General features: G+C 60.9%; 15 protein-coding genes and 1 pseudogene. 5 read left to right on the top strand and 11 right to left on the bottom strand.

All coding sequences use genetic code 11. From position 1 onward, the window contains the following. Positions 1-93: 93 nt before the first annotated feature. Positions 94-534 (top strand): hypothetical protein, encoded by a 441-nt coding sequence (locus IVB41_RS12550; RefSeq protein ID WP_247431493.1) that lies wholly within the window; start codon positions 94-96, stop codon positions 532-534. Between the two features lie 52 nt (positions 535-586). Here the strand turns inward: IVB41_RS12550 and IVB41_RS12555 are convergent, their stop codons facing one another. The 6 genes from IVB41_RS12555 to IVB41_RS12580 all read right to left on the bottom strand — a co-directional run bounded on the left by IVB41_RS12555 (position 587) and on the right by IVB41_RS12580 (position 6259). Beyond that, positions 587-1264: a tripartite tricarboxylate transporter substrate binding protein gene (locus IVB41_RS12555; RefSeq protein WP_247431495.1), complete on the bottom strand. Its 678-nt coding sequence runs from the start codon at positions 1262-1264 to the stop codon at positions 587-589. A 28-nt stretch (positions 1265-1292) separates the two neighbouring features. Beyond that, positions 1293-1586 carry a helix-turn-helix domain-containing protein gene (locus IVB41_RS12560; protein ID WP_247431497.1) on the bottom strand — a complete coding sequence of 98 codons (294 nt, stop codon included), beginning with the start codon at positions 1584-1586 and terminating at the stop codon, positions 1293-1295. Between the two features lie 344 nt (positions 1587-1930). Beyond that, positions 1931-3973, bottom strand: a complete 2043-nt coding sequence (locus IVB41_RS12565) for a hypothetical protein (RefSeq protein ID WP_247431499.1) — start codon at positions 3971-3973, stop codon at positions 1931-1933. Between the two features lie 31 nt (positions 3974-4004). Beyond that, the gene (locus tag IVB41_RS12570; RefSeq protein ID WP_247431501.1) at positions 4005-4811 is read right to left on the bottom strand and encodes a hypothetical protein; all 807 of its coding nucleotides are present in this window, start codon (positions 4809-4811) and stop codon (positions 4005-4007) included. Positions 4812-5183: 372 nt separating this feature from the next. After that, positions 5184-5705: a hypothetical protein gene (locus tag IVB41_RS12575; RefSeq protein ID WP_247431504.1), complete on the bottom strand. Its 522-nt coding sequence runs from the start codon at positions 5703-5705 to the stop codon at positions 5184-5186. An 89-nt stretch (positions 5706-5794) separates the two neighbouring features. Further along, positions 5795-6259 (bottom strand): hypothetical protein, encoded by a 465-nt coding sequence (locus IVB41_RS12580; RefSeq protein ID WP_247431506.1) that lies wholly within the window; start codon positions 6257-6259, stop codon positions 5795-5797. Between the two features lie 96 nt (positions 6260-6355). Between IVB41_RS12580 and IVB41_RS12585 the strand changes: the two genes are divergently transcribed. Beyond that, positions 6356-6631 carry a helix-turn-helix domain-containing protein gene (locus IVB41_RS12585; RefSeq protein ID WP_247431508.1) on the top strand — a complete coding sequence of 92 codons (276 nt, stop codon included), beginning with the start codon at positions 6356-6358 and terminating at the stop codon, positions 6629-6631. A gap of 386 nt (positions 6632-7017) precedes the next feature. On the opposite strand, the gene IVB41_RS12590 is transcribed toward IVB41_RS12585, so the two are convergent. After that, positions 7018-8040: a glycoside hydrolase family 75 protein gene (locus tag IVB41_RS12590; RefSeq protein WP_247431510.1), complete on the bottom strand. Its 1023-nt coding sequence runs from the start codon at positions 8038-8040 to the stop codon at positions 7018-7020. 24 nt (positions 8041-8064) lie between these two features. Further along, on the bottom strand, positions 8065-10434 hold the full coding sequence (locus tag IVB41_RS12595) for a hypothetical protein (protein WP_247431512.1): 2370 nt from the start codon (positions 10432-10434) through the stop codon (positions 8065-8067). A 456-nt stretch (positions 10435-10890) separates the two neighbouring features. Here IVB41_RS12595 and IVB41_RS12600 point away from each other — a divergent pair, with 456 nt between their 5' ends. Continuing rightward, positions 10891-12048: a hypothetical protein gene (locus tag IVB41_RS12600; RefSeq protein WP_247431514.1), complete on the top strand. Its 1158-nt coding sequence runs from the start codon at positions 10891-10893 to the stop codon at positions 12046-12048. Between the two features lie 251 nt (positions 12049-12299). Here IVB41_RS12600 and IVB41_RS12605 read toward each other — a convergent pair. From IVB41_RS12605 to IVB41_RS12615, 3 genes and pseudogenes are all read right to left on the bottom strand, one after another. Further along, a pseudogene (locus tag IVB41_RS12605) lies at positions 12300-12981 on the bottom strand (DAPG hydrolase family protein). A gap of 7 nt (positions 12982-12988) precedes the next feature. Next, positions 12989-13159 carry a hypothetical protein gene (locus tag IVB41_RS12610; protein ID WP_247431516.1) on the bottom strand — a complete coding sequence of 57 codons (171 nt, stop codon included), beginning with the start codon at positions 13157-13159 and terminating at the stop codon, positions 12989-12991. Positions 13160-13388: 229 nt separating this feature from the next. Then, entirely contained in the window at positions 13389-14432 is a 1044-nt protein-coding gene (locus IVB41_RS12615) for a LacI family DNA-binding transcriptional regulator (protein WP_247431519.1), read from the bottom strand. A gap of 148 nt (positions 14433-14580) precedes the next feature. Here IVB41_RS12615 and IVB41_RS12620 point away from each other — a divergent pair, with 148 nt between their 5' ends. Together IVB41_RS12620 and IVB41_RS12625 are read left to right on the top strand one after the other, a co-directional pair. Continuing rightward, positions 14581-15597, top strand: a complete 1017-nt coding sequence (locus IVB41_RS12620; protein ID WP_247431521.1) for a TRAP transporter substrate-binding protein — start codon at positions 14581-14583, stop codon at positions 15595-15597. Between the two features lie 5 nt (positions 15598-15602). Beyond that, positions 15603-17513 (top strand): TRAP transporter large permease subunit, encoded by a 1911-nt coding sequence (locus tag IVB41_RS12625; protein WP_247431524.1) that lies wholly within the window; start codon positions 15603-15605, stop codon positions 17511-17513. Positions 17514-17520: the final 7 nt, after the last annotated feature.

A 17520-nucleotide genomic window follows, 5' to 3' on the forward strand; every position in this document is an offset into this window, starting at 1 on the left:
GCGCTTCCAGGAGGCGTGGCCTCGTCCCGGTTGACTTGAGCAATCCAAGACATACTATCTTTGATAGAATTACTTGCGTGCGAAAGACGCTCTGTGAGCGTGCCGCATCTCAATCTTTTTCCCAACCCCTTCAAGGGCGCACCTGCGATCCAATGCAATTTCGATAGGTTTCATCAGATGGCCAATAAGATCAACGCATGGACGGATTTCCAGCAGTTCATGGACGACTGCTGTCGGAGACTGAGTGTCGATCCCGATGTCTCGGGTCATGGCCGCTGGTGGCGTGCGATGACCTACCAAACATTCATTACCGATGGGAAGGTCAAAGGGCAGAGGATCGTCATGCCGGGAGATCCCGACAATTCAGTCGTGCTCCATGCTTTGCGGGGCGACCCTCCTGATTTTAGCAGCACTGGTCGTTTCAGGCGCATGCCGCTAGGCGGTCCTTATTTTGATGATGCCGACGTTCTGGAAGTCGAGGACTGGATTCGTCGTGGGTGTCCGGACAAACCGGATCCCGTCCCAACGACTTGAGTTCATTTTTGCCACAGACGCGCTCCCCTCGGGCGACCTATGAGAGCACGTTTTAGTCGACCTTGATTCCGAGCTCGGTCACTGTTTTGCTCCAATACGCCGTCTCCCTTTCGACGAAATCCACGATCTCCTCGTCCCTTACGTTCGGGATTACGGCCCCTTGGATCTCCCACGCACGAGCGATGGCAGGGCTCGCCAACGAACTTTTGACCATCCCTCTGATTTTGGACACCAGTTCTTGGGGCGTATTCGAAGGTGCCCACATCGCGTACCAGATCGACGCATCGAGATCAGGTCCTCCGGCTTCCGCAAACGCGGGAATGTCCGGGAATCGCGGGGATCGCTCTTTGGCTATCAGCGCTATCGCTTTCAGCTTTTTACCTTCGATCTGCGGAGCGGAGGTGCCCATGCCGTCGAACATCATGTCGCAGACATTCGCGATCAGATCGGTGAGCGCCGCCGCGGTCCCGCGATAAGGCACGTGCAAGATGTCGACTCCTGCGCGGCTCTTGAACATTTCGCCGATGATGTGCTGCGAGGTACCGTTGCCTGACGAGCAATAGCTGAGCTTTCCCGGGTTTGCCTTCGCATCCTTGATGATGTCGCCGACCGTGTTGAAGCGCGAGTCCGACGGCACCACGAGGACGTTCGGCACGACAGCGGTGATGGCGATCGGGACGAAGTCCTTCTCGATGCTGTAGCCCCGACCGGGATATACGGCTTCGGCCATCGGTTGATGCACACCGCCGGCTAACAGGCTAGTTCGTCTCGGCCTTCGCCGGCGCCGGCCGGCGAAGGCGGACACCTTCGCCAGTCTCGGTAGAGGCAAACACGAACTCTACGTGAAGATCCGTCTCCATCGCGTTTCGCAGCTTTTCAAGGATTGCCCGCCGCCGAGGGTCGACCGGGCTCTCTTTCATGGTCTCAATCAAGGCGATCGTTTTCCGCGAGATCCCGACCTTTTCCGCGAGTTGTCCCTGATCGAAGCCCAGCAACGCCCGGGCTGCCCGGATCAGCGTCGGCGTCAGTTCAGCAGTTTCGCCTACGCCCACCGACGGTCCTCCCGGTAGTCGAATATTAACCATAAACCAGAGTTCGGGAATTTAAAGCTACCGAAGTCCGATCGGACGTGCCATATGATATATCACATGAGCATAAAGCAAACGTCCTACAAAACCTTCATCGCGAGCCAGACGTGGCGCAAGAGCCCCGCGCGCCTCGGTGAACTCGAGGCGGCCCATTACCGGTAGAGCAGCGGTCCGAAACGACATAAGCTTGGGCGACCTCAGAATGGGTAGCAATCCGGCCCGACCAGTTGAGGCGCGACTGATGTAGGGCGAATAGCCTTCCTCGCAAAAAAGCGTCGGCGTGCCCTCGGCAACCGGGTCAGCTCGATTTACTGCAGCGGAAGCCGGGCGCCGAGGTCGAGAGGCCGGCTGGTCGATACCGTCTCATGAATTCCATCGCTTGCCCTCACTCGCACGTCGAGCGTGGACGCTCCTTCGATCCAGGTCGGATCGATCGTGATGCTACGCTGGGGACTCTCGACCGCGACCGTATTCCAATCCTTGCCGCCGTTCGTCGATATCTGCACGGTGTATCTGACCGACGCACTCCCTTGGTTATGCCAGGTGTAAGTCAACGCTCCGTTGGCCTTCGAGAATTCACCGATCTGTCGAGGTCCTGCCGTCAGAGAATTCAGCCCTTTCAGAAGTTCGTTCAGACGGGGCAGATCCGCCGTGGGCTGACTTATCGCCGGTCGCGTCGGCGCAGCTTCCCGCACGGCGATCGCTTTATCCTTGTAGAGGAGCTCCAGGCGAGCGATGTCGTTCGAATAAGGCACCTCGCCACTCACGACGCCAGTGCGGGGGTCGCCCGCCGCACGATCGGAGTCCAGCAAGACCGTCGCAGGCACATCGGACAAAACCCGCCCTTGCGCGTCGTAAGATCGGATGGTCGGAGTTTCCGCGCTCTTATCGGACGGCGCTTTTTCGACCGATCGGTCCAGTCGATTGACCGCCGATATCTCTCCACTCCCGCTGTCCAGGTCGATTCTGCCCGTCAGAGAAACGACCGGTCCGGACATCGCACTTCCAGCGCCAGCGGTTTCACCGAGCCTATCGGCGACCGGCATTAGCAAACCCGAACTATTCTTGACGAGAAGCGGCGCGCCGCCTGGTCCCGCCGCGATGTTCGGCAGGCCGGCCGGTCCCGCCGCCGCCATCAGAGGCGAACTCAAAGGGCATTGCGCCCCGTTTTCCGCCGAAATGCGGTTGCACATCTCGACATAATTGTGCGCGCTTGGCCACACGTAACTACAATAGGTCATGACATCTGCGGCCTTGTCCCAGCCCCAGACCGTCATCGGCGTCGGAAGATCGGAATCTCCTGCGTCGAACGCCACGAACGGTTCGTCTGCGGTCCCTAGTCTGTTCTTCGGTATCTTGTTGGGCCACGCAGCGTCGCCGCCGGTCTCGTCAAGATCACCACAGCCGCTCACCGGGTGATGGCGGCCAAAGGTATGACCCAACTCGTGCCCCGCATACCATCCGGCGAAAGAAGGGCTCGAATCCCAGTCGTATCCGACTCCCGCGGGTCCGCTCCCGACCGCCGACGGATCCGGCGACGGAGGCAGAGACGAGCAACCCCGCATAAAGTTCGCCTCGCTCGTACCGTCATAATATACGAGTCCATAGTAGTGAAAGAGCGCGTTCTTACCGCTCGCTAGATCGAGCTTTCTGATGGCCGCAATCGCCGCATTCGCCATGTTGCAGGATTTCAGCCCCTTGTCGAAAGACTGGGGAGCGGCGCTCCAATCGATCACTCTCGTCTCGAACTCGAAGTCGGAAGACGGATAGGCCCTTCGGAGCCACGACAGAGCGGATTTGTAGTCGACGGCTCTGGGCGCGAAGGTTTTGCCGGAACGCTTGTAGCTCATTCCCAGCAGGACGACCCTTACGCCCGCACCCTGTTTGAAGGAGACCGCGACGCCCTTCTTGTCGCAATCCGAGCAAGCCAAGCGCGTGCCGTTGTGGAAGCTCGCACCCGTCAAAGATATCGCCAGTTCGCCGACTCCGGTCCAATCCTGCGGGATTTCGAATACCAGCCCACGATCGAGCTTCTTACGTTTCATATCGAGCTTTCCGTTCTCGGAAGGCTCGAGCGTCGTTTCGACGGAAGGAAGGCTGTCGATCGTGCGGACACCGCCCGCGGCGCGTTTCAGCTCGATCGTTCCGCGGACCTTCGATGCGGCGGAGGCGCCGTGGTATTCGACGAACGCACGGACGAAGGTCCGCTTCCCAGCGATCAGGCCTATCGAGTTGCGATCGTCCTGGACGCTCTGCGTAACCTCCAAGAACTGGACGTTGATCGCTTCCGCCGAGAACGCCGCAGTCGAGGAGAGAACGGCAGTCACAAGAACAACGAGATTCCATCGCATGATCGGCCTCCGTCTCACGATGCGCCTTGCCTCAGCGAGCCAGCGGCACCGGCGATTTCCGCTGCAACAGATAGTACAATTCCGGATTGTTGGTGACTCTGGCCGGCGACGCGGGGACCACCCGGCCCCTCAAGCCCGGCCCTGCGGCACCCGCGGCGGCTGCCGTCTCGGATACGATGTAAACCGGTATCGGCTTCTTGGGAGCTTCGGGGATGTGCGGGGCAATGGCCACCGAGAAACGGCTGGTGCGATCATAGGAGCCGCCTATGCCTGAATCGACCGATACGGTATTCGTCACCGGTATCAGTGTGTAGCCGAAGCGAGCGCCCGGATTCGCGACGATCTCGAATTGCTTGGTGTATGTCACACCGGCGAGATCGCCTTTCCGGATCGCCTTCAACGCGGCGGTGAACCAGTTCGCCAGCCCCATGTGGGTCTCGGAAGGATCGTCTCCCATGCACGTCGAGCCGTACTTCCGTTTCGCGGCAACGATATCGGTCGAGAACTGGATGTGCCCCGTTCTCGTGTCTATCCCGGACACACCGAGCTTCGGTGTCGCCGAAACCGTTCCCAGACCGACTGGCGCAGTCACCGTGGCGGCTACGTCGCCGGACAACGAGCGAACAAGAGTCAAATCGAGATCGGTCAGGCTGCCCCAGGTCTCGGGCGCCTTATTTCGCACTTCCGGATCCGGATCGGCTGCGACTGCAGCTAGTTCGCACTCGATCGCCGATGTCACCTGAGAGATCTCGACGATCCCCTCTCTCACCGATCCAGGAAAAGCCGTGCAGCCGGATAGAAACGCCGCAATACAGATTCCTACCATCGCCTTGTTCACAATCCAGCCCCCCCAAATTGAAACAAAAAATCCCGTAGCCCGCTCCAGCCGTGAAGCGATGCCCGACGTGTTCTAAAATGACTTCTATTTCCCCACGCTCAGTCCATCAAAAACTTCGATGCCTGTCAACTGATGCGTGTCTTCGGAGCGATGCTCGCGGACGACTTTCCGCCGGCTCGGGCGATCGTTCAACGAGATGACAAGCACGTTTGAGCGTAGTGTCTTCGGAGACGAAGCGTAGCAAATGCCGGCAAGGTTGCTCGGCATTCGGGTGCGAACCTGCCCCCTATGCGATGGTCGAGACCTGCAACTGTTTGGAGCGACCTCAACCGATAGAACCGCTGTCGACGATCCGCGTGCTCGGCGACAGACCTAGTCTTTGGCCTGCGCACAGGGCATCGACCGCGCGCCGTCAGCGAGCGCTCTCGCGAGCTCATCCGAATTCGGTCTGCGAGCTTCGACAACTCCTACCAGACATGACAGGTCCGGCGAGAGCTTGAAGACCGCGAGTTCTTCAAAAAGCCGCTCCTCTCCGCCGGGATCGCTCTCCGTCCCGTACCTACGCAGCACGGCACCTACCGGCTGCCCCCGCATCATCCTCCATTCGATGAGGTCGCCGAACACCCTGCCCGCGCCACGCCATTGGGCTGCGCGCGAAGAACCCGTTCGTTCTCTGCCGAGCCGGATATTCACCCCGGCGAGGTTGCCCTCGTCGTAGAACTCGGCCACGTAGCCGGCAGGTCCGGAGCACCTCCACGAGCCGAAAAAAGCCTTCGACATGTCATGACAGCCGATCTCTTGGACACGTGAATAGATACTTTCGTTCGCGTTCGATGCAGCGGCGGGCATCCCGACAAGGAGAGAAGGTATTAGAAGGCGCCTGATCGTTTTCATGGTGCACCGTGCTCCGGCTCGCGGGGCGGCCCCTCCCATGGACGGCGTATCCCAGACTTTGATCGCGTGGCGACCCCGGAGGAGGCGCTTCATATGCGCAGAGCCTCGGGCGCGGGTGTCAGTGTCGGCGGGCCATCCCCGCTCAGGAAGAACTGCCTGCGGTCACCAGCCGTAGCCAGCAAGTAAATCGCTTCGGCGATGATGATGAGGCCGAGCCCGAAGACGAATATGGCGGGGATTCCCCCCAGCAGCTTCGCCATAGCGATGCGATTTCGGAGATCTTTGGAATCCATCACCACGAGCCTGTCAGTCCGCACCCCCCAGAGTTGACACCTCAAGGCTCCGCTCCCGCGATAGATGCGGTCGACATAGAAGTGTCCGGACAAGCCAGGGGCGAGCACGGCGCCGATATCGTTGAACACGCCGACCTTTTCGATAAGCGTCCGAAGGCCGTTCCTGTCCGTCACCTCGATAAATGCATAAATGGACATATCGTTGTCGAACTGGCTCTGCCCGATCGCCGTCACGGTCCCTTCGATCTCGAACAAGCTCATATGAAGTCTCCCTTTTCCGACCATCGATAGAGCATTCACGTAAATATATGATAAATCACATAGACTGAATTTGACTGTCCGTTCGACGGTGCCCCGATGGCACGGACAGGATTCGGCAAGAGGTTTCCGTCTCGCGATTCCGCGGCGGTGAGGGCGCTTGCTCAGAATGTGCGTCGATTTCGCAAGGATAAGGATTGGAGCCAAGATCAGCTCGCCGCCGAAGTCGGTGTCGAACAGAACGCGGTCAGCCTGATCGAGAACGGACGGGCCAATCCCACACTGCTCGTCATGGAGGGACTCGCCGACGCCCTAGGCGTTCCGTTGTCCGAATTGCTTCACCCCGCCACCAGGCCCAAGCGGATAAGAAGCTAGGCACGTACCGGCGTCCGTTAGGTGAGGGCCTCCTAGACCAGTATAGCCACGCCAGTCCTCCCGGACCCGCGTTTCCGCCGACGAGAGAGCCCTCTCTCAGCCCGGCGACCGCCTTGTGCGCCCGTGCCCTCGCCTTTGTTGGACTGGTCAGGCGAGCGGCTCAGTCCACGGCTAGGCAACGGAGCTGGCTACACAGGTGGGTGGCATCGGCTGAATTGCAGCCACCGCGATAGGGAGCGCCTTCCGATCTCATTGAAGCGCAAACCCGCTCGCGCACCACGCGCCTGCATCAAAGCGTCCGCGCCGGCGTCGATGGCCTCGCCGGGAGGCCGCAGCGAGCACGGCGCGGCGCGGTCGCGTCGCATAACATGTGCGATCTCGACGCCCTAGTCGCGCATCCCGATATCCGCACATGCTCCAATAGATCCTCTGCCACCCAGACGCGCAAGCAAAGAGCGCCCCTGCTTCTTCAGATCCTTCGGATCGATCGGCCATTTCGAAAGAAGAGTGCCGTCGGATCCCGCCACAAAGATGACGCTGGCCGGATCGCCGTCTCCAATAGTCGACGAGCTCCTGCCGTCGTGCAGCGCGCGGAGCAATGCTCGCGACGCTTCGCCAAACTTTTGACTCGGGCCAGTGTCGCCCACGACTGCGGCGATGATGTTCGTGCGCCAAACGACGAGAGCCAGATCGCCGATCTTCCAAGGCATCCCTTCCGGAAGGGACTGTCCACCCGGCATTACGACGAAGGGCAAAACGGCGGCGTTCGCATAGTCCGTTTGCACCGCGTCCGCCACTTGGGAGCCGGGGCGCCGCAGCGTGGTGGTCGTCAGATAATACGGTCGTTCGACTCCAGCCACCTTCTGGCGGATCGGAATGCCACACCTGTCGTCGGCGGGGCCGTGAGTGGCACCAGGATATCCGCACGATATCTTGGTGCTGGCGATGCCATACCACAGCATGCATAGGTTTCCCGGTCCGCATGCCGGAAAACCGGCGTCGCGGAGAGCGATGTAGTCCTGTTTGCAAAGCGCCGTGCGGCTCCATGTGCTCGCCTGGTCGATCCCTTGAAGCGATCCTATGGACCCACCTTCGCGATACTTGTCGACAAGCTTACCTGAACCGGTATCGTACTCGAGAACCGAGGCGCCATTGCAGATATGATCTAAGCCCGGATCGACCGACGTTCCTTTGAAGCCGATATGATATGCGTTCGGACCTCCATCATCGTCGCGCTCCAGCTTGGTCCGAACGACGATCGCCTTCGGCTCTGTCCGTCTGATCATCAGTCGCCGCTGCGACAAGACACCAGATGCGCTTTCACTGGGAAATGGCTCGAAAGGGCACTCGGCAGCGGCTGCCGTTCCGCACGCGACCATGACCGCCACTTTGATAGCGAACTTGAGCAAAATACCCTCCTGAAAATCGAGAAACTATCGTGCCGAAGGCGCGGGATGCCCGTCCGACCTGAACTGAAATACGAAGTATGGTGGAATACATAGACCACGTTGATCGTCTCTCTTCGTCCACTCGGCGTCCGGCATCTTCTGCCCGAAATCGGTTGGATCGTAGTCCCGACGATTGATCTCGCGAAAATACTTGGATTCCTTGATGTCGCTTTGCCTCGCTTCGAATTGCGCGGCGGAGTCTTTCGGGTGGTAGCCCATCGGCCTGACGCAGATGTAGTCGTCCCGGCAAGGATTGCTGCGATCGCAGGCCCGAACGCCCGCATACGACGTAAAATGACGGAAGCATAGCTTGACGGAATAATCGGCGTCCGTCGCCAATCTGCCGATGCAATCGTTGAAGCCGCTGGATGCGATCAATCCGCACGTGGCCTCCCGTGGGAGATTTGCGCACTCCGAAAGTCTCAGCATACCTGCCGGAAAGCCGCCGGTCCTCGCGTCTCTTCGCACTGCCTTGTCCGTGGAATCTATGTCTCCCTTGTAAAACTCTTGATGCGCGCCGTAGTAGCTGTTCCCTGCGGGCGCCGGAGACGGCAAGACCTGTGTTGGAATGCGTTCGTCCGAACTTTCCGGAGCAAGCCGAAAATACTTCTCCTGCCCAAACGAAGTCGTCCTCACTTTTCCTTTCTGAAGTGCGTCTCCCACCTGATGTCGTTCTTGCGGAACGCATGTGCCCACTCCCGGATCGTTCTTCGAGTCGAAGAGCAGTTCGCAGGTGAGCTCCTTCCGGCAGTCCCATCCTCTAGCGCTTCTATCGCGAACGGGCCCCTTCAGGCACGCTCCACCCCATCCTCCCACGAGCTGAGTGCCCGACAAATCATCGGCATATTTCTCCATCGGCCGCGCCGAATAACCGCTCGCCAGCTCATTTTCGCTGAGGCGCGTATTACTGCGCGATGCCATCTTCTGAAGGATTTCCATGCGACGCGGTTGGTCTCCGTAGAAATGCGGCGAGGCGGGCAGAAAAACGGAATTCACCGCATCGGTCTGCTCGCGATCCGCGCCGGGGAAATGAAAGCCGGCGATCGCCCTAGTTTGGTGACATCCCGAGCATGTACTGTCATTCAACCGAGCTCTGAAATCCTCCACGGACTTTATGAAATTCATCCTTACGTTCAACGTTTTCGCCATCGCCAACGCAAGCTCGATCTCCGCATCCGTTATGACGGCTTCCGAAGGGTCACCTGCGCTCCAGTAAGGCTGGTTCTGCGATCGATGCGAGCCTCCCGGCGATATCGTGACAGCTCTGTCGGCCAGAACGCCCAACCCGTAATCCACCTCCAAAGTCCCTTTGTCCAAGGCCGATAGCGTGTCCTTCTGCTGCAGGAATGCCACAAGCTTCCGACGTCTTTCGTTCGCCTTGACGCAGGACGCTGCACCGGGCGAGCAAAGCACTTTGTTCCTGTCTATCTGATTTCTCAGAATGTCCGGCAGGAACAATCTGTTCTCGTCGTCCCACTTGAATACGCGGATAAGATAAGCTGCCTCCGTTCCGAAACGCGTTTCGTCGGCTTGGGCGCTCTTGCGGTAAGCCTGCATATTCAGCTCCATGCGTAGAATGTCCGCGCCTGCGATGAAGGCAAGAGGTCCCCTTTCTTCGTTCAGAAGGTCTTTGGACACCTGCTCAGGCGTTCGGCCCGGACCTTTGTCTATTTCCGAGAGCCATCGCCGCGCAACGACTTGGCAGGTGACCTTGCCGCCGCGATCGTCGTATGGGACCGCCGGCAATACGATATTCATCGTCACGGGAAGACGGGACGATTGATGGCCATCGCGGATCGAATAGGAAAATCGGTAGATGAGACTGATTTCCCCGCATCTCAGTTGTTCTTTGGAGAGATGGAGGTTCGGATCTTTTATGAACTGCCGGTCCATGCGGTTTACGACGCCGACCAATTCGATTCGAGAGCCAGCGTCCGTCAGAAAATTCGGGCTCAGTTGACCGTCCGTCGCATTCGCAGTCGTACGGATATCGCCGAGATCGCGCTTTATCGTCGCCAAGACCTGCGAGGCTACGGGCAAGTTGAAGGGGTTCGACGCCAGCACTGTGGCGCGCTTCCTGGGTTCTCGCGCGCTAAGCAAACGACCGAAATTAAGTGGTCCAGTGCACTCGGCGGTCGGGCAGTCCAACTGCCGCATCAACTCGGAGTCGTAAAAGAAAGGTCCTTGCAAGGCATCGCCCGCGCCTTGTGCACGTGCCTCGAGGCCGCCGCTCTCCGACAGAATAATCGCCAAAGCGATGGGAATGAGACGGACTAGGTCTCGACCGATCTGCGGGACGCCCTTCGCCCAACGTGGCTTTCCGAGCGCGCCGGCAGCTGGCCTACCTTCAAACATCTTCCCCATCCCGACAACACAAATAACGACAATCTACGCTTGCAATACAGTGATAATACCCACAAACGTCGGAGATGGAAGCTTTTGGTTCGGATCTCGACGAATGTCCCAATGCGGTCGTTCTGCTAGGAGCCGGTGCACGCACGTGACCGGCTGAGCGACCCGGTCGAACTCTGCGCGGCGAGATCGCGCGGGTCGAATCAGGGACTTCAGCTTCCGTGACGGGGCGCTTGCAGGCCGCGCGATCAATCGGCGAGGCTAACACCGTTCGCCTGTCGATAGATCGATAGGAATTGCGCTCGATCCAGTCCAAAGCGGACATGCTGCGCGGCCCATAGAGCCGCGCGTTGCGGACTTGCTCGTCTCGCCTGGCGCCGAGTCACCTCCAGTCGCCGGTCAAGGATTAGGCGTCTTTTTGCGGTACGAATCGGCGATTCGAAGTGTGCGAGGTGTTCCGTGCCCAAGAAAGCCGTCGTGATACCGCTGCTATTGATAGCTGTGGCAGCAGGTCTGTCTTCCGCGGTCACCCCGTGGCGTAACTTCAAGGAACTGGCCGCCAGAGCAGCCGTGTCCGAAGAGGCCTCCAAGCCGTCGTCGAAGTGTCCCGTATCGAGGGCATACGCCGACACGCTCGATCTCGACGCATTGTCGATATGCGCGGCCTACGGGTTGACCGCGATTGAAGCCGCGAGGCGGTATCCGGCTGTCGCGGAAAAGGTCTTTGCGCTCTACGGCGAAGATCCACTTTTTCGATCCGCCTTCGACCGCTACGGACCGATGGTCGTTCCGGTCGTCGGCTACTTCGTGGAAAACGGCTCAAACAGATACAGGATCAATGCTCGTGTTCAGGGGGCCATACAGCAGGCGTCGCAGGGCCAGATGCCGACGTGGGGCGATGGCCCCAGCGGCGAGCAGATGGGCTCGATGGCCATCCAGGATCTCGACGAGCGCGGTGCGGAGGTTTTGGCGGAATTCGAGATCGTCGACGGTCGTGCCAAGCGAAAGTCGATAGAGGCCACCGTGCTCGGGACCAAGAACCTACTCCTCGGCGGAATCCACAAACTCGAGACCGTTTGGGCGCGTGGCGAATCGCCGACCTGGAAGGACTACGGCGGCGCCGCGTTGGACGTCGCCGTTGTGGCCGGAGGCGTCGGACTTCTCGCGAAGGAAGCGCGGATCGCCGAGGCGGCCGCAGGCAGAGCTTCCCCGCGCCTGGTGGCCGCGAACACGACGAATGTCCTTCGAACGGTCGGTACCGTCGCCGTCGGCCCCGTGGGGAATGCGGCGGTGCTCTACGTGGTCCTCACCCGTCCGACGCTGATCGCCTCGGCCGTGGGTTGGGCCGCCGAACAAGTCGGATTGAACGGTCCCGTGTGCATCTTCTTCGCCTACCTGCTCCTTTTCCAGTTCCTGTACTACTTCCTTCGACCGTTGTTTTGGTTGGCTTGGCAGCCAATCCGCGTGGGATTCTGGGCATACTCGAAAAGCCGTTCACCAGGCGACGCCGACCTAAAACGCAGCGACCGGCGCAGCAGGATCCGTCCGATATCAGTCCGACGGAACGAATTCTGCGCCACGCCGAACTACTCCCAGGTGCGGTTCCTAAATTGTTGAAGAGCATCGCATCTTCGTCGCTCCACGAGCTTGCGGGTCTGATCGACCGTCTTGGCCGGATTGAAGCCGTCGTCGTAGTGCCGGCGTATAGATCGGCGAATGAAACAGGTTTCATCTGTGCGAAGCCGAACGCTTCTTCGACGCTCAGCGACACATCGCGCAGCTCCGGCTCGAAGACCCAGCCCCTGATCACCGGCGTGACCTCGATCTTGATCTGCGCGTCCTGGATGGTCAGCTTGGTCACGATCTTCTCACGGGCGTTGACGACTTCCGTCACCCGTGCGCCCGGCAATCCTTTCGGGGTTATGCAGCCGGTACAACGTCGGCAGAAACCCACCCAGCATGCTCATCTCTTCGGAACAATGCTGGTGCAGACCCTGCACGCGCTCGTCCGGGACCAGCGCCAGCATGTCCTGGGCCGTGACATTCGGCGGCGCCGGATCGAGTTCGCCGAGCCAGAAGCGCGATCGCATCACGCAACCATCAGGCGTGTCGTAGATGGAGGGTGTGGCCTACCCAGAGGTCGCGATCGGCCGGCCCGGTGCGGGCGTAGATCGCCGCATTCACCCCTGCCGCCGCAAAGCGGGACGAGTCGAGGATGGTTGCGGGATCACGGAAATTGATCTTCAGCTTGAACAGCGTCGGGCCGCCGCCGAAATATTCGTGCGCGATGTGGGTGCCGCCGACGTAGCTGCCGGTACCGCGCTCGCCGATCCAGTCGCTGAAGACGTGATCGCGCGGGTGCCACCACAGGTAATGCTCGGTCGTATGCACGTAACCGAACCACCATTCCACCATGGCCGCCTTGCAGCCGATCATGTGGGTGCGTGCCGCGACGTGGGCGCGGCCGTCCGGATGACGAATCCAACCGCTCTCGAACGGCGAGATCGGCGCCTCGAGGAGGTCGTTGGCATCTGCAAGTCGCATGGGCATGTCCTCCTTATGGAGACGCGTTTTCGGCCGCGCCGATGTAGATGTGGCGCAGGCGAGGATCGGCGGCAATCTGCTTCGGCGTGCCCGACAAGGCGAAGCTCCCGTGCTCGAGCACATAGGCGTGGTCGGCGAGTGCGAGTGCACGGTCTACGTCCTGCTCGATCACGATGATGGTCATGCGCGCCCTTGCCAGCCTCCGGAGCGCTGCTCATTGACGGAACGGCGGATGTCGCGTGTCAATCGGCGTTGGACATGCCGAAACACACCCTATCGGCTTGGTCGTGAAAACGGATTGAAAATCTTCTCCCCTGATGTCTGAGGTTTCGCGCCTCGAACGCGAAATCGCGGAAGGCGTGCTGATCGAGAATGGTCCATCACACCTTGCGGAAATATAGGCCCTTGTCGGTCTAGCTCGCCAGCGCAGGAATGTTCTCGCGAAAAATAATCTCGCTGCGCGGCTCCTCGATGCCATGCATCGCGCTGCGGCCGGCGCGCAGATTGTCGAAGATGCCGACACAGCTCATCATCGCGTTGATCTGACTTTGGGTGATGACGGCATCCATCGTCCCATCGAGCAGGAAGCCGCGGGTGTCCGAAGTCAGGCCGTGGCCGATGAAGATGACGTCGCGCTCCCGGTTCATTTCCTTCAGGGCTCGGGCGACACCGTCGGCAGCGCCGCCGATGTTGTAGATTCCCGCGAGATCCGGATGCTGGCCAAGCAGCATGCGCGTCTGTCGATAGTTGCGATCGGCGTCGTCGTGGCCTTCGCGCAGGCCCACGACCTTGATGGCCGGGAATAGCTCTTCGAAAACATGGAGGAAGCCCATTTCGCGCTCCTCATGTGCGCGGTAGCTGCGGCTGCCCGCGATCATTGCGACCTTGGCCGCACGCTCGCCCAGAAAGCGCGCGATCAGATAGCCGGCCGTGCGCCCGATGGAGCGATTGTCCAGCCCGATATAGGCTGCGCGGCGCGCGTTCAGGATATCCGAGATCAGCGTCACCGTCGGCACGCCGTGCTCCGCCAGTCTGTCGACGGCCTCCCTTACCGCAGGATGCTCGAGCGCCATGAAGGCGATGCCGTCGGCCTTGTCGCGGGACTGCCTGAGCCGATGCGCCAGGAGCTCTGGATTGAAGCTCTTGATGGTGTCGACCTGGCAACGGACGTTAAAAGGCGCGAGCCGTCCGTCGGAATGCACGATGAGCTGTCCGAGCGTGGACAGGAATCGATTGGTACCCTCCGGCAGCAGGAACAGCAGCCGCATTGGCTTCGGCCGCATCGCTGCCAGGAGATCCTCGGCCGGCATGTAGTCGAGCTCGGACGCCGCGGCGAGCACGCGCTGCTGCGTCATCGCCCGAACACCCGGCCTGCGATTGAGCACACGGTCGACGGTCGCCGTGGAGACGCCGGCCCGCCGCGCCACATCGACGATGCGGCTCAGCGAGGGAGTCATGGGTTTGTCCATCTTAGGGTCCGAACATCGAATGCATCAAAAACCATCATCTTTAGCATTTGACACGGTAGCGCCAAGTCGCAGATTACGCAGCAACATTGTCTGAGAAACATCAAATAACATCAGATCTCTGTTGGAGGAGAAGCTCATGTCCCTGACCCGTCGGCGCGCCCTGCAAGCCCTCTCCGCCCTGCCCGCGGCGGGCCTGATCGGCAGCCTCGCGCGCCCGGTCCGGGCGGCTGAGTTCTCGCTGAAATACGGCAACAACCTGCCGCTGACGCATCCCCTCAACATCCGCGCCCAGGAAGCCGCCGATCGTATCGCCAAGGAAAGCAACGGCCGGGTCGAGATCGTCATCTTCCCGAACAACCAGCTTGGTGGCGACACCGACATGCTCGCCCAGGTGCGCAGCGGCGCGCTGAACTTCTTCACGCCCTCCGCGCTCGTGGTCGCGACCCTGGTGCCGGTCGCCGCGATCAACGCGGTCGGCTTTGCCTTCGCCGATTACGATCAGGCCTGGAAAGCGATGGACGGCGCGCTTGGCGCGCATATCCGTGCCGCCATGGCCAAGGTCGGCCTCCATACGTTCGAGAAGATGTGGGACAACGGCTTCCGCCAGATCACCAGCGGCGCCAAGCCGATCGAGAACGCCAAGGACATGGAGGGGCTCAAGATCCGCGTGCCCGTGTCTCCCCTCAGCATCTCCATGTTCAAGGCGCTCTCGTCCTCGCCGACCAGCCTGCAATTCAGCGAGGTCTATTCGTCGCTCCAGACCCGCATCGTCGATGCGCAGGAAAACCCCCTGCCGATAATCCAGGTGGCGAAGCTCTACGAGGTGCAGAAATACTGCGCCATCAGCAACCACATCTGGGACGGATTCTGGTTTATCGCCAACGCTCGCGCCTTCAACGCCCTTCCCGCCGACCTCAGGACCATCGTCAGCAACGCCATCAACGATGCCGGGCTGAAGCAGCGCGAGGACATTAAGGCGTTCAATGCGACCGTGCAGGCCGATCTTCAAAGCAATGGCATGAACTTCACCAGGCCTGCGCCCGACACGTTTCGCGCCAAGCTGCGCGATGGCGGTTTCTACGGCGAGTGGAAAGGCCGCTTCGGCGACGAGACCTGGGCGCTGCTCGAAGGCGCCGTCGGCAAGCTGGCCTGAGCGCGATGACCATCGCAGAGCATCAGATGACGGAATATCTGGAGGCGGAATCTCACCCTGCCTCCCATACGAACGCGCGCAAGTCCGGGCGTGCGTTCGGCACGGTCGACCACTGGCTCAGTTCAGTGGTCGAGACGGCAGCGGCCGGCCTCGTGCTGGCCGAGATCGGCATCATGCTCGCTGGCGTCGTCATGCGCTACGTCTTCCACAGTCCGCTGATCTGGTCGGACGAGCTGGCCTCGATCCTGTTTCTCTGGCTCTCGATGCTGGGCGCGGTGATCGCGCTGCGCCGGGGCGAGCATATGCGCATGACAGGGCTTGTCAGCCATATCGGCCCAAGCGCGCGCGCCTTTCTCGACACGATCGCGGCGGTGGCGCCGCTCGCCCTGCTGGCGCTGATCCTCCACCCCGCCTTCGACTATGCGAGCGAGGAACAGATCATCGTCACCCCCGCGCTGGAGATCAGCAATGCCTGGCGCGCGGCCGCAATTCCCGTCGGGATGACGCTGATGACGATCGTCGCCGCGATCCGGCTCGCGACGCATCACCGCCCCGCGCTGATTGTCGCGGCCTTTGCCACCACCGCGATCTTGATCGCAGCATTCTGGCTTGCCGGACCACTCCTCGCCCCGCTCGGACGCTCCAATCTCATCATTTTCTTCGTCGGCGTAGTTGCAGCTAACGTGTTCGCCGGCGTGCCGATCGCCTTCTCCTTTGCGCTCGCGACCTTCGGCTATCTGGCACTGACGACGAGCACGCCGATGATGGTGATGGTTGGCCGTCTCGACGAGGGCATGTCGCATCTGATCCTGCTCGCGGTGCCGCTCTTCATTTTCCTCGGCGCGCTGATCGAGATGACCGGCATGGCACGGGCCATGATCCAGTTCCTGGCCAGCCTGCTCGGGCATGTCAGGGGCGGACTGTCCTATGTGCTGATCGGCGCCATGTACCTGGTCTCCGGCATCTCCGGCTCGAAGATCGCCGACATGGCCGCGATCGCGCCGGTGCTGCTGCCGGAAATGCAGCGGCGCGGTGCCAAGCCCGGCGATCTCGTCGCGCTGCTGTCGGCCACCGGTGCGCAGACCGAGACCATTCCGCCGAGCATCGTGCTGATCACCATCGGCTCGGTGACCGGCGTCTCGATCGCCGCGCTGTTCACCGGCGGACTGCTGCCGGCCCTGGTCGTCGGCACCGCGCTCTGCGTGGTGGTATGGCGGCGCTACCGGCATGAGGATCTCAGCCATGTGCGGCGCGCCTCGAAGCGCGAGATCGCAAAACTCACACTGGTCGCCCTGCCCGCGATCCTGCTGCCGTTCGTGATCCGCACCGCCGTGGTCGAAGGCGTCGCCACCGCCACGGAGGTCTCGACCATCGGCATCGCCTACGCCGTCCTGATGGGCCTTCTGGTCTACCGCCAGTTTCCCTGGCGGCGGCTGAAACCCATGCTGATCGAGACGGCCTCGCTGACCGGCGCGATCATCTTCATCATCGGCTGCGCCACAGCGATGGCCTGGGGCCTGACGCAATCCGGCTTCTCGCAGCAACTGGCCAAGACAATGGCGGCAATCCCCGGCGGCGCTTACGGCTTCCTCGCGATCTCGATCCTGGCCTTTGTCGTGCTCGGCAGCGTGCTCGAAGGCATCCCGGCCATCGTGCTGTTCGGCCCCTTGTTGTTTCCGATCGCCAAGCAGGCCGGCGTGCATGAAGTGCACTATGCGATGGTCGTGATCCTCGCGATGGGCATCGGCCTGTTCGCGCCGCCCTTCGGCGTCGGCTATTACGGCGCCTGCGCCATCAGCAAGATATCGCCGGACGAAGGGCTCAAGCACATCTGGGGTTACGTCGCCGCGCTGTTCATCGGCCTCACCATCGTCGCCGCCGTGCCATGGCTGTCGACCGGCTTCCTCAAGTTCTGAATAGAGT

It is taken from the genome of Bradyrhizobium sp. 44, from assembly GCF_023073095.1.
In the GTDB taxonomy this organism is placed as follows: Bacteria; Pseudomonadota; Alphaproteobacteria; order Rhizobiales; family Xanthobacteraceae; genus Bradyrhizobium.